12 protein-coding genes are annotated in these 13,573 nt (G+C 49.8%); all 12 read right to left on the minus strand.

What is annotated here, in order from left to right; all coding sequences use genetic code 11:
- Positions 1-53: 53 nt before the first annotated feature.
- The gene (lpdA, locus tag QQL65_RS04465) at positions 54-1,457 is read right to left on the minus strand and encodes a dihydrolipoyl dehydrogenase (protein WP_284362324.1); all 1,404 of its coding nucleotides are present in this window, start codon (positions 1,455-1,457) and stop codon (positions 54-56) included.
- 115 nt (positions 1,458-1,572) lie between these two features.
- A complete protein-coding gene (gene odhB, locus QQL65_RS04470) occupies positions 1,573-3,114 on the minus strand; it encodes a 2-oxoglutarate dehydrogenase complex dihydrolipoyllysine-residue succinyltransferase (protein WP_284362325.1) in 1,542 nt (513 codons plus the stop codon).
- Between the two features lie 35 nt (positions 3,115-3,149).
- A complete protein-coding gene (locus QQL65_RS04475) occupies positions 3,150-6,131 on the minus strand; it encodes a 2-oxoglutarate dehydrogenase E1 component (RefSeq protein ID WP_284362326.1) in 2,982 nt (993 codons plus the stop codon).
- A 162-nt stretch (positions 6,132-6,293) separates the two neighbouring features.
- The gene (sucD, locus tag QQL65_RS04480) at positions 6,294-7,199 is read right to left on the minus strand and encodes a succinate--CoA ligase subunit alpha (protein ID WP_284362327.1); all 906 of its coding nucleotides are present in this window, start codon (positions 7,197-7,199) and stop codon (positions 6,294-6,296) included.
- Positions 7,200-7,202: 3 nt separating this feature from the next.
- Complete coding sequence (gene sucC / locus QQL65_RS04485; RefSeq protein WP_284362328.1) at positions 7,203-8,399, minus strand: ADP-forming succinate--CoA ligase subunit beta; 1,197 nt, start codon at positions 8,397-8,399, stop codon at positions 7,203-7,205.
- Positions 8,400-8,446: 47 nt separating this feature from the next.
- Complete coding sequence (mdh, locus tag QQL65_RS04490) at positions 8,447-9,409, minus strand: malate dehydrogenase (protein WP_284362329.1); 963 nt, start codon at positions 9,407-9,409, stop codon at positions 8,447-8,449.
- A gap of 135 nt (positions 9,410-9,544) precedes the next feature.
- Positions 9,545-10,702, minus strand: coding sequence for a cell division protein ZapE (gene zapE, locus QQL65_RS04495; RefSeq protein WP_284362331.1), 1,158 nt, complete (start codon positions 10,700-10,702; stop codon positions 9,545-9,547).
- The gene (locus QQL65_RS04500) at positions 10,702-11,343 is read right to left on the minus strand and encodes an AprI/Inh family metalloprotease inhibitor (RefSeq protein ID WP_284362332.1); all 642 of its coding nucleotides are present in this window, start codon (positions 11,341-11,343) and stop codon (positions 10,702-10,704) included. Before QQL65_RS04500 ends, zapE begins: the two co-directional genes overlap by 1 nt.
- 173 nt (positions 11,344-11,516) lie before the next feature.
- Positions 11,517-11,744 (minus strand): hypothetical protein, encoded by a 228-nt coding sequence (locus tag QQL65_RS04505; protein WP_284362334.1) that lies wholly within the window; start codon positions 11,742-11,744, stop codon positions 11,517-11,519.
- A 4-nt stretch (positions 11,745-11,748) separates the two neighbouring features.
- Positions 11,749-12,231, minus strand: a complete 483-nt coding sequence (locus QQL65_RS04510) for a DUF2059 domain-containing protein (RefSeq protein WP_284362335.1) — start codon at positions 12,229-12,231, stop codon at positions 11,749-11,751.
- Positions 12,232-12,309: 78 nt separating this feature from the next.
- Positions 12,310-13,086: a succinate dehydrogenase iron-sulfur subunit gene (locus QQL65_RS04515; RefSeq protein ID WP_284362336.1), complete on the minus strand. Its 777-nt coding sequence runs from the start codon at positions 13,084-13,086 to the stop codon at positions 12,310-12,312.
- Positions 13,064-13,549, minus strand: coding sequence for a DUF3052 domain-containing protein (locus tag QQL65_RS04520; RefSeq protein ID WP_284362337.1), 486 nt, complete (start codon positions 13,547-13,549; stop codon positions 13,064-13,066). Before QQL65_RS04520 ends, QQL65_RS04515 begins: the two co-directional genes overlap by 23 nt.
- Between the last annotated feature and the right edge of the window lie 24 nt (positions 13,550-13,573).

Here is a 13,573-nt window from a genome sequence, read left to right on the forward strand (position 1 = left end):
CCGGAGAACCCCGGCACTTCTTTTTAAACACCAATTGAGCTGAAGCTCAATGTCTACATGTGAATTGTCCCATCGCCACAACCAAGCGCAGCTTCGCGAACCGCTTCGGACATGGTTGGATGCGCATGACATGTTCGGGCCAAATCTTCAGCCGAACCGCCAAACTCCATCAACACCGCTAGCTCATGGATCATTTCGCCAGCGCCTTTACCGATAATATGTGCGCCGAGCACTCGATCAGTGTTTTTGTCCGCGATGATCTTCACAAAGCCGTCGGTTGAAAGCATGGCTTTTGCACGACCGTTGGCGGTGAAGTTGAATTTGCCGATTTTATAATCGATGCCAGCTTCTTTAACGTCATCTTCGGTTTGACCAACGGAAGCCACTTCTGGGTTGGTGTAAACAACACCTGGGATCACACCATAATTCACGTGACCGGCTTGACCTGCCAAAATCTCAGCAATTGCTACGCCTTCATCTTCTGCTTTGTGCGCAAGCATCGGTCCAACAATCACGTCGCCAATGGCATAAATGCCATCAACATTTGACTTATAATGCGCGTCTGTTTTCACCCGACCGCGCTCATCAAGTTCAACGCCAACAGCTTCAAGACCCAAGCCCTGCGTATATGGTGTACGACCAATCGCCACCAAAATCACATCTGCTTCGATTTCTTCGGCGTCGCCGCCAGCGGCTGGCTCAACAGTTGCTTTGAGAACATCGCCAGACTTGTCTACACCGGTTACCTTTGTGCCAAGCTTGAATTTGAAGCCCTGCTTTTTCAAAGTGCGTTGGAAGTTTTTGGCAATCTCGCTGTCCATACCCGGAAGGATGCGATCAAGATATTCAACAACTGTGACCTCTGCGCCCAAGCGCGACCAAACCGAGCCAAGCTCCAATCCAATTACACCTGCACCCACAACGAGCAGTTTCTTTGGCACCTCTTTAAGCTCCAAAGCACCGGTTGAGGTCACAACCCGCTCTTCGTCAATTTCAATGCCCGGCAAGTTGGCTGAATCTGAACCCGTTGCGATCACGATATTTGTGGTCTCAATGGTCTGTGTTGAACCATCATCCGCAGTGACTTTCACTTTGCCCGGTGCTTCAATGGTGCCAAGACCGAGAAACGCAGTAATTTTGTTTTTCTTGAGCAAGAACTCAATGCCGGTAGTGTTTGATTTGACCGTGTCGTCCTTGTGCTTGAGCATATCGCCAAGGTTCAACTCTGGCTCAACCTGAATGCCCAATTTTGCAAATGTGTGGTTTGCTTCTTCAAACAGCTCGGAGGCATGCAGCAACGCTTTTGATGGAATACAGCCAATGTTCAAGCAGGTGCCGCCATGTGTCGCGCGCTTTTCAACAACGGCCACCTTCATGCCCAATTGTGCTGCGCGGATTGCGCCAACATAGCCGCCAGGGCCAGTACCAATAATGGTGAGATCAAATTTGTCCGACATAATTGCCTCGTAAAGAATATAAACCCGATGAATTGGCGAATTGATTTCGCCTTATTTTTGGTTGGTGTAGAGGAGCAAACGCGCTGCCTACCCACAGGCAGCGCGTTTGAATGACTTACAGATCCAAAACCAGACGCTGCGGATCTTCCAAGCTCTCTTTGATGCGTACAAGAAACGTCACCGCTTCCTTGCCATCAACAATGCGGTGGTCATAAGAAAGCGCCAAATACATCATTGGACGCACAACCACTTCACCATTCACAACAACAGGACGCTCTTGGATTTTATGCATGCCCAAGATACCAGATTGTGGCGCATTAAGAATTGGGGTCGACATCAAAGAGCCGTAAACACCACCATTTGAAATGGTGAATGTACCACCCTGCATGTCCGCCATGGAGAGTTCGCCATCACGCGCTGCACGACCCAAACGACCAATTTCTTGCTCAATCTCAGCAATTGACATCTGGTCCGCATCACGCACAACCGGCACCACAAGCCCCTTATCTGTGCCAACTGCCACACCAATATGTGCGTAGTTTTTATAGATCAGGTCACTGCCATCAATCTCAGCGTTCACGGCTGGGATTTCTTTAAGCGCGTGGCACACCGCTTTGGCGAAAAAGCCCATAAAGCCAAGCTTGACGCCGTGCTTTTTCTCAAACAAATCCTTGTAGGATTTGCGCAGGTCCATCACCGGCTTCATGTCCACTTCGTTAAAGGTGGTCAACATCGCTGCGGTGTTCTGAGCTTCTTTCAAGCGCGTCGCAATAGTCTTGCGCAAGCGGGTCATCTTCACCCGCTCTTCACGCGGTGCATCATCAGCATTTGACGGTGCGCGCACTGGTGCTGGCGCGCTCGAAGTTGTCGCAACAGCCGTTGATCCAATACTTGCCGCCGCAGCAATCACATCTTCTTTCAAGACCTGACCACGTTTGCCAGAACCGGTCAGGCTTGCTGGGTCGATGTTTTTCTCAGCCATCATTTTTGAAGCGGAAGGCGCAGGTGGCATTTCAGTGCCGCTCGATGCGGGCGCTGCAGCTGGTGCTTCTTCCTTGGTCGCTGGCGCAGGAGCGGCTGCCGCAACCGCGCCGCCTTCACCAGGCTGCACACGAGCAAGCAAAGCGCCCACTTCAACAGTTTCGCCGCTTTCGGCCAAAATCTCGATCACCGTACCTGCAACAGGAGAAGACACATCCATCGCGGCTTTATCGGTTTCAAGCTCCACAATTGCTTCATCAAGCTCGACGCGATCGCCGACCTTTTTGAACCACTCACCAACATCTGCCTCAACAACAGATTCGCCCGCTACTGGCACCACAATATCTACTGGCGCTGCATCATTTTTATCATCGCTCGCCATGTTGGCCTCGCTTGTTTCTTGCTCGTTTTGACTTTGTTCTGCCGCTGGTGCTTCTTCACCATCAGCAATGGCACCAATTAGTGCGCCTACTTCTACCGTTTCGCCTTCTTGAAAGCTAATCGCTTCCAAAACGCCACCGGCAGGTGCAGGCACCTCAATTGTCACCTTATCCGTTTCCAGTTCAACCACCGGTTCGTCTGCTTTTACGGCATCGCCCGGTTTTTTGAACCATTGCCCAATCGTGGCTTCTGTCACGCTCTCGCCAAGAGTGGGCACTCGAATTTCAACAGACATTTTGTTCGAATTTCCTATCTAAACTCTGTTGTCAATTATTCAGCAAATGCCTCATCCAAGAAGGCTTGCAACTGCGCCAAGTGTGTTCGCATCAAACCTGTTGCTGTCGATGCAGAAGCTGCACGACCCACATAACGTGGACGTTCGCCTGCACGATCCATTTGCTCAAGCACCCATTCCACATATGGCTGGATAAAGAACCAAGCACCCATATTTTTCGGCTCTTCTTGGCACCAGACAACTTCAGCGTTTTTGAAACGAGATAATTCGTCATGCAACGCTTTAGCTGGGAACGGATAAAGCTGCTCAAGACGCATCAAATAGACATCGTCAATGCCGCGTTTTTCCCGGTCCTCAAGCAGGTCAAAATAGACCTTGCCCGAACATAGGATCACACGACGGATTTTATCGTCTGATTGCAGCTTGATGTCTGTGTGGCCGTTCGGCGCCTCTGCGTCATCCCACAGCAAACGGTGGAATGTGCTGTTTGGTCCCAACTCTTCCAAAGTGGATACACAACGCTTGTGGCGCAGCAAACTCTTTGGTGTCATCAACAACAACGGCTTGCGGAAATCACGCTTTAGTTGGCGGCGCAAAATATGGAAGTAGTTCGCTGGTGTCGTACAGTTGGCCACTTGCATATTGTCTTCCGCACAAAGCTGCAAATAACGTTCCAGACGAGCTGATGAGTGTTCTGGGCCCTGCCCTTCATAACCATGAGGAAGCATCACCACCAAACCTGACATCCGCAACCACTTGCGTTCGCCCGATGAAATAAACTGATCAATCAACACCTGCGCGCCGTTCACAAAGTCACCAAATTGCGCTTCCCAAATGGTCAACGCGTTTGGCTCTGTGAGCGAATAGCCATACTCAAATCCAAGCACCGCTTCTTCGGACAACATTGAGTTGATCACTTCATAGCGTGCTTGCCCTGGGTCAATATTGTTCAGCGGGGTAAACTGCGCACCTGTTTCCTGGTCATGGATCACCGTGTGGCGTTGCGAGAATGTGCCCCGCTCACAATCTTGACCTGACAAACGAACCGGATGCCCTTCGGTCACCAAAGATCCAAACGCCAAAGCTTCTGCCAATGCCCAATCAATGCCCGCTTCCGCGTCAATGGCCTTACGGCGATTGTTCATAAAACGTTTGATGGTTTTATGTGCGCTGAAACCCTCGGGCACTTCAGTAATCTTTTTACCAACTGAGCGGAGCTTATCAACATCCACACCAGAGTTGCCACGCCGTGCACCATCCTCAGCCAAAGACAGGTTTTTCCATGCCCCATCCAACCAATCGGCTTTGTTTGGTTTGTACTCATCGCCGGCATCAAATTCGCCTTGTAGGTGATTGCGCCAATCCTCGATCATGCGATCGACTTCGTCAGCGGTCAAAACACCTTCTGCAACCAAACGATCCGCATAAATCTGCAAGGTTGAACGATGCGCACGAATGCGTTTGTACATTTCAGGCTGTGTAAATGAAGGTTCGTCGCCTTCATTGTGCCCAAAACGACGGTAGCAGAACATATCAATGACCACAGGCTTGTGGAATTTCTGCCTAAATTCGATCGCCACTTTCGCTGCAAACACAACCGCTTCTGGATCATCGCCATTTACGTGCAATACAGGCGCTTCGATCATTTTCGCCACGTCGGTTGGATATGGCGAAGAACGCGAATTCTTTGGTGCAGTTGTAAAGCCGATTTGGTTGTTGATCACAAAGTGAATCGAACCACCTGTCCGGTGACCTTTAAGGCCCGACAAACCAAAACATTCAGCGACAACGCCTTGTCCTGCAAATGCCGCATCACCGTGCAACAACAATGGCAAAACAGATGAGCGATCAACTTTCTTTGGCGGGATGAAAATGCCATTTTCCGCATTATGCTGATCTTGCTTGGCACGCGCTTTGCCCAAAACAACTGGGTTCACAATTTCAAGGTGTGATGGGTTAGCGGTCAGAGACAAGTGAACCTTGTTGTCATCAAACTCGCGGTCTGATGAAGCGCCAAGGTGATATTTCACATCGCCTGAACCTTCAACATCATCAGGAACGGCAGAGCCGCCCTTGAACTCGTTGAACAAGGCACGATGCTGTTTGCCCATCACTTGCGTCAACACGTTCAAACGACCACGGTGTGCCATGCCCAGAACAATGTCTTTGACGCCCATTGCGCCGCCGCGCTTGATGATCTGCTCAAGGGCTGGGATCAAGCTTTCGCCACCATCAAGACCAAAACGCTTGGTGCCGGTATATTTCACATCCAAAAACTTCTCAAAGCCTTCCGCTTCGATTAGTTTCTTCAAAATGGCAATTCGACCTTCTTTCGTGAAGGCGATCTCTTTGTCTGGACCTTCGATACGCTCTTGCAACCAACCCTTTTCGTCAGGGTCAGAAATGTGCATAAATTCGATGGCAAAAGTCGAACAATAAGTCCGCTTCAAAATGTCGATCATTTCTGGGATTGTTGCATATTCCAACCCTAGATAATTATCGATGAAAATCTTGCGCTCATAATCGGCGGGCGTAAAGCCATAGCTTGCCGGATCAAGTTCTGGTGCTTCTTCCAAAACCGCCAATCCAAGCGGATCAAGATCGGCATGTAGGTGTCCCCGCATCCGGTATGCGCGGATCATCATAATCGCATGGATGGAATCGCGTGTCGCTTGCTGAACATCTGCAGATGTAAGATCGCGCCCTTCTGCCTTTGCCTTTGTGGCAACCGCCTTGGTTGACTTGGCTTCCAACTCGCCCCAGTCACCATCAAGCGCAGAAACCAGTTCGCCGCTTTCAGCCTTTGGCCAATCCTTGCGCGCCCAAGATGGACCCTTTGCGCTTTTGATGACGTCTAGTGCATCATCATCCAGTGAGCCAAAAAAAGACCGCCACGTTTCATCAACATTGGCGGGGTTTTCTTGAAATTTCGCATATAGCTCTTCGATATAGCCCGCATTGCCTCCATCAAGGAAGGAAGTGAGCAGAAACGCAGAGTTCTGTTCTTGTCGTGTCATGACTTGCCTGGCGAGGAGTGGCCTCGTCGTCCCCTTATCCAAATACCCTCAACTATCAAGGGCATAAACAGATCGGCTAAAATTACCGATGATAGTCATTTAGTATCGCGCGCGATGCGTTAGGTTTCGATTAACGCTAAATCGCGCGCGATATTACTCTTGCTAACCCTTGAGAACTTCCAAAAGGGTTTCACCAATTTTGGCTGGTGAGCGCGAAACTTTAATGCCCGCTGCTTCCATTGCCGCAATCTTATCTTCTGCGCCGCCTTTGCCGCCAGAAATCACCGCACCAGCGTGACCCATTGTGCGGCCTGGAGGCGCCGTTAGACCCGCTATAAAGCCAGCCATTGGCTTAGAGCGGCCTTTCTTGGCTTCATCCATGATGAATTGCGCAGCTTCTTCTTCTGCAGAACCGCCAATTTCACCAATCATGATGATGCTTTCAGTGGCATCATCAGCCAGGAACATCTCTAGCATGTCGATAAACTCAGTGCCCTTAACCGGGTCACCACCAATACCAACAGCCGTTGTTTGACCAAGGCCAGCATTGGTTGTTTGGAACACCGCTTCATAAGTCAAAGTGCCTGAACGAGACACAATTCCCACAGAGCCTTTTTGGAAGATGTTACCGGGCATAATGCCGATTTTGCACTCTTCAGGTGTCAAAACACCTGGGCAGTTCGGGCCGATCAAGCGTGAATTAGATTTCTCAAGCGCACGTTTCACTTTCACCATGTCCATAACGGGCACGCCTTCAGTGATACATACGATCAACTCAACTTCAGCTTCAATCGCCTCCAAAATCGCAGCAGCTGCACCAGCAGGTGGCACATAGATAACAGATGCGTTTGCACCTGTTTGCTCTTTGCCTTCTGCAACGGTTGCAAAGATTGGCAACTCAGATCCATCAACGCCAGATGTCCACTTTTCGCCACCCTTTTTAGGGTGCGTGCCGCCAACCATCTGTGTGCCATAATAGGCAAGTGCTTGCTCAGTGTGGAATGTACCGGTTTTACCTGTAAGGCCTTGAACCAATACTTTTGTGTCTTTATCGATCAAAATAGACATTGGTTATGCCCCCTTCACTGCAGCAACAATTTTCTGCGCTGCATCATCCAGATCATCCGCTGGGATCACGTTCAGGCCGCTCTCTTCAATGAGCTTTTTGCCTTCCGCAACCTTTGTGCCTTCCAAACGCACCACAAGTGGCACTTGCAAGCCAACTTCTTTCACCGCGGTCAACACACCTTCAGCGATCACATCACAGCGCATAATGCCGCCGAAAATGTTCACCAAAATGCCCTTAACGCTCGGGTCAGCTGTAATGATCTTAAACGCTGCTGTTACTTTCTCTGCGTTCGCGCCACCGCCAACGTCGAGGAAGTTTGCAGGCTCTTCACCGTACAATTTGATGATGTCCATTGTAGACATTGCCAAACCAGCGCCGTTCACCATACAACCGATCGTGCCGTCCAAAGCGATGTAAGCAAGATCATATTTACTTGCTTCAATCTCTTTTTCGTCTTCTTCGGTCAGATCACGCAATTCAGCAATATCTGGATGACGGAACATTGCATTATTGTCGAAGGATACTTTTGCATCCAAAACCCGCAAACGGCCATCTTTCATCACGATCAACGGGTTGATCTCCAAAAGCGCCATATCCGTTTCAACAAACGCCTTATAAAGAATTGGGAAAAGGTTCATCCCATCTTCTTTTGCAACGCCGTCAAGTTCCAATGACGCACAGATTTTTTCTGCATCATCAGCCGTAACGCCAGCGTCTGGATCAATTGGAAGCGTGTGGATCTTTTCAGGTGTTTCTTCAGCAACAGCTTCAATGTCCATGCCGCCTTCAGTTGATGCAACAAAAGCCACGCGGCCAGTTGTGCGATCAACCAAGATTGACAAATAAAGCTCGCGCTCAATGTCAGCACCATCTTCAATATAAAGCTGGTTGACTTGCTTGCCGGCTGGGCCAGTTTGCTTGGTCACCAATGTGTTGCCCAACATCTCATCAACATGGGCTTGCATTTCGTCCATAGAAAATGCCAAGCGAACGCCGCCTTTTGCATCTTCTGGCAATTCTTTGAATTTACCTTTGCCGCGACCACCTGCGTGGATTTGGCTTTTCACCACCCACAATGGGCCACCAAGTTCTTCCGCTGCCGCTTTGGCTTCTTCTTTCGAGAAGATCGGAATCCCTTTGGCGATTGGCGCACCAAAGGAGGCCAATAGTTTCTTGGCCTGATATTCATGAATATTCATCGCGTCACTCCGCTTTGGTTAGCGATTTTGTTCTATGATGCGTCCAATTACGCCAGTTTAGGCGCAATCTTCTTACAAGCTTCAACAAGGCCATCAACCGCGCCCACTGACTTGTCGAACATTGCTTGTTCAGACTTGTTCAATGTCACTTCAACGACGCGCTCAACACCATCGGCACCAAGTACTACAGGAACACCCACATACATTCCCTTAACGCCGAACTCACCTTTTAGGTAAGCTGCACATGGAAGTACGCGTTTTTGGTCTTTTAGGTAGCTTTCAGCCATTGCAATCGCAGATGCAGCAGGCGCGTAAAAAGCAGAACCTGTCTTCAGCAAACCAACAATTTCAGCACCGCCATCACGTGTGCGCTGAACGATTTCTTCCAAACGCTCTTTAGTGATCCAGCCCATTTTGACCAAATCAGTCAAAGGCACACCAGCAACATTTGAGTAGCGTGTCAACGGCACCATGGTGTCGCCGTGTCCGCCCATCACAAATGCCGTTACGTCTTTAATCGAAACATTGAACTCGTCAGCAATGAAATGTTGGAAACGTGAGCTATCCAAAACGCCCGCCATGCCCACAACTTTATTTGCTGGAAGACCAGAGAAACGCTGCAGCGCCCAAACCATCGCATCAAGCGGATTAGTGATACAGATCACAAATGCGTCTGGTGCATATTTGGCGATACCTGCACCAACTTGCTCCATCACTTTAAGGTTGATCTCAAGCAAATCATCGCGGCTCATGCCAGGCTTGCGCGGCACACCAGCGGTTACGATAACGACGTCAGCACCGGCAATATCTTTATACTCAGAAGTGCCTTTTAGATTGCTGTCAAAACCATCAACGGCAGATGTCTGTGCAAGATCGAGCGCTTTGCCTTGTGGTACACCATCAACGATGTCGAACAATACAACGTCACCAAGTTCCTTTGATGCCGCGAGATGTGCGAGCGTGCCACCGATCTGACCTGCACCGATCAGCGCAATTTTTTTGCGAGCCATTTGTGAAGTTTCCCTATAGGTAAAGTTGAGTTTTTCCTGACCCTCCTTACCCCCATAGTTACAGGTGCGCAAGTGACCCGTTCGTCTAACAATTCATACTAATGGGGGATTACAGGGCGAATTCGGCCAAAGCCATTATTCCGCAGCATCTTTTCGTGGTGCCGCCAAATAGTCTTTAGACTGCATTTCGATCAGCCGGGAGATCGTCCGCTGGAACTCAAAAGCCGTTTTATCATCAAGACTTAAAGCGTCCAAATCCATCTCGAAAGAGGCCACCAATTTGTCCCCACGATCATAAAGTGTATCGATCAACAAAATGAACCGCTTCGCCGCATCGGAGCGCGCGCGGTCAAAACGAGGGATATTTTCAAGGACAAAAGTATGGAAATGGTGGGAAAGGCGCAAATAGTCTCGTGCGCCCAGCGGTGCCTCGCAAAGCTCCTTAAAGCCGAATCGCGCCGCCCCCATAAAGTGCCGCTGCACAACAAAGTCACGGCCCATCAGATCAATATGATGCGGATCCGCTTCCATACCGCCAGTTAGGGTATGCCAAGCTTGATCGATGCCAGAACGCGTTTCATTTTCTGGCCCGAAGAAAAACACCGGCTGTGTTTCAAGTTTTTGGCGACGATAGTCGGTTTGCGATGCCAAATTGAGCACGTCAGCATGTTCAAGCAGCAGGTCAATAAAAGGCAAGAACAATTGCCGATTAAGCCCATTCTTATAAAGCTGGTCCGGGACCACATTCGACGTCGCAACAACGGTGATGCCCGCGTCAAACAGCTTTTCAAATAGGCGCTTTAAAAGCATCGCATCGGTAATGTCATTGACGTGAAACTCGTCAAAACACAAAAGCCGAACCTTTTCGATTATCGGCGCAACCACGTAAGGGATTGGATCACCCGATTTCTCTTTGTTATCACTTTTGCGAAAGGCCGAAATGCGATTATGCACTTCATCCATAAACTCGTGGAAATGCACCCGTTGTTTGCGCGGCTCTTTGACCGCATCAAAAAACATATCCATTAAAAGGGTTTTACCGCGCCCCACATCCCCCCAGACATAAAGCCCTTTGGTGAAAGGCGCACCTTTGTCGCGACCCGCAAGTTTGGAAAATAGCGAGGCTTTTTGTTTTGGTGCATCCACGCCTGCGCGCACATGGTCCAAAGCGGCAACACACTTGGCTTGCTGATGATCAGGCTGTAACACGCCATCTGCTATTAGCGCCTGATAGGCAGCGCCAACGCTGCCCTCTTCGCTATTGAGATGAACAATGTCGGCGCTATTGCTCATTAGCCAACCATCGAGATGCCTTGGCCGCCAACCATTGTGCCAACAAAACGATCACCATTTTGCAGCAAGGCGCCGATCAACTGACCCGCTTCGTTAAACAACTGCACTTGATTACCCGTTAGCTGCCATGAACTCACCGCTGCAATCGCTGGAACAGCACAGCCCGGTGACGAGGCGCGATAACGACCTGTTGCGCCTTTTGCAGATTGCGTCAGGTTCAAACGACAGGTTTCTTCGCCCGATTGAACTGTCCAAACGCCAAGCAACTTCAAAATGGTCAAAGGCCCAGTAAGGTCACGACCCGCCACATTTGTGTTTTCATTCAGATCATCTAGAGAAACGAATGAAGGATCCGTATCCCCGAACAGGTTCTCTGTATCATTTGCAAACTGGTCATCGGAAAATGTCGCGTCTGCATTCGCCGTCGTTGAAATTTCACCATTGCCCGTTGGCTCCTGGCCCACCGGCGGCAAAGAAGACTTATTCACGGACCCATTATCAACCGGCGTCAATTGCTCAGGTGGTTGACTGGAAGTGGAACGTGAGGCGAAGGGAGAGGAGGTTGACGTGCAAGCAGAAAGGACCAACAGCGCAGACAAGCTTGCGCCCATTGCCAACAGCTTAACATCAAAATTCATCATTTAGCTCCTTTGCGCCCCCGCGCGAGTGCCCAACCTTAGCGGCAAAACCTTAAAACCGTTTCAACCTGCATTGAGCATTTCAATTGTGTCTTCATGCCCCAACGAATGTGGCGAACATGCGGCGATGGCCGCACGCGATGGTGCTTAATTGATGCAAGGGGAAAAATAAAGCCCTACTTAGCGACAATATCCGCCAACAAGGCTTCGGCGAGCAACTGCGCGTCCTCCGCCTCATCTTCGGGCACTTGAATGGAAATACCGCCCGGGCCAGCCATGCCGCCCATGCCAGAAACGCCAATATCGGTGCCTTCAATAGGGTGAAAGCCATGCCCCTTTAGGGCTGGAATGAGGATGCGGGCTTGCGCCACATCCTCAACTTTGATGATTGTTTTGATCTTCATAATGCTAGCTTATAACCAAACCCTTTTGCTTGGCCAGCTCATTGAATTTCTGCATCATGCTTGGGAGTTCCTGCTGCATTTTCTGCATCATCCCCGGCATGATTTCACCCATGAGTTTTGGCGCCGTAGCAAGCGTCTTTTGACCCAAGTCCGATTGGTAGAATGCCATCAAATCGCGCAATTCTTGCTCGGTGTAATTGTCGGCGTAAAAATCAACCACATCGCCAATAATCGAGCCAATCAAAGCTTCAACCAAACGGCCATATTCTGCCTTCATGGCATCCAACGCATCGTCACTAGGGTTTTCGTTTTTCGCAACAATGCTCGCTTCCAACGTCGGCCACACCGCATCCACCATCTGATCAACCATCGCACCTGTGGTGGTCAGTTCGACAATTTCTATGGCTAATTCTTGGCGCACACTATCGTCAGCATGTGCGGCGCCAAAAGACAGAAGTAAAATCAGTACAAAACCCAAAATTCTCATAAAACATATCCTTGAAAAAGAAAAAGCCGCCAACTGCGGCGACTTTTTCAAACTATCAAATCATGTTGAGCGATCAAGCTAAACCCGGCGTTCAACCATCATTTTCTTGATCTCACCAATTGCCTTGGCTGGGTTCAACCCTTTAGGGCACGTGTTGGCACAGTTCATAATGGTATGGCAGCGATAGAGACGGAACGGATCTTCCAAATCGTCCAAACGCTCGCCTGTCGCTTCGTCCCGGCTATCAATCAACCAGCGATAAGCTTGCAGCAAAACTGCCGGGCCCAAATACCGATCACCATTCCACCAATAGCTTGGGCAAGATGTTGAGCAACAAGCGCAAAGAATACACTCGTAAAGGCCATCAAGCTTTTCGCGGTCTTCGCGCGCCTGCAACCATTCAGCCTGTGGCTCTGGAGATTTGGTTTTCAACCATGGCTCAATGGAACGGTGTTGTGCGTAGAAATTGGTAAGATCTGGCACCAAGTCTTTGACCACCGGCATGTGCGGCAAAGGATATACTGCAATCGGACCATCAAACTCGTCCATGCCTTTGGTACAAGCCAGTGTATTCATGCCGCCAACATTCATCGCGCATGATCCGCAAATCCCTTCGCGGCAAGAACGACGTAGCGTCAATGTGGGATCGATCTTATCTTTGATGTACAACAGCGCATCCAGCACCATCGGACCGCAATCGTCCAAATCGACAAAGAACGTATCGATACGTGGATTGTCGCCACTGTCAGGATCGAACCGATAAATGTGGAACTCGCGCACATTATCGCCGGACGGCTTTGGCCACGTTTTGCCCTTAGTCGGCTGCGAGTTTTTAGGCAGGGTCAGTTGTACCATCAGCTGGAGCTCCCAAATTCAATCCATAGCGGTGGCGTTTCTCTTTGCGAATGACCAGCTTCAATCCTGACCACACCGCGTCCACCGCGCAAACTTTCACATCCACCAAATCAAGGGCCAACGCTTCAGCGCGCACCACATCTTCAGTGACATCTGTTTCAATTTTCGCCGCCTTTTTTGGCCACGAAATCCATATCATGCCCTCTGGAACAATAAGGCTTTGCAAACGCTCCAAATGGTCTTTCAACTCTTGGTGGGATTTTGTGAACCCATGGATCACATCAAACCCCGCCTCTTGTGTCGCAAGTCCCGACCATTCACTCACTGAGTGGTCTCGATACTCGCAACATTCAAGCAAGGCAGCCTGCGTTTTGGGCAACTCCACAAACAAAACCCGCTGACCATCTTTCAATCCCAATTTTTTGGGCAATGGTGTACCGGAATATCCGTGTTGCGCTGCCAAATTTGACCGCCTTTGCTCCTTGCT

Origin of the sequence: Maritalea porphyrae (assembly GCF_030159895.1) — a bacterium.
Classification (GTDB): Bacteria; Pseudomonadota; Alphaproteobacteria; order Rhizobiales; family Devosiaceae; genus Maritalea; species Maritalea porphyrae.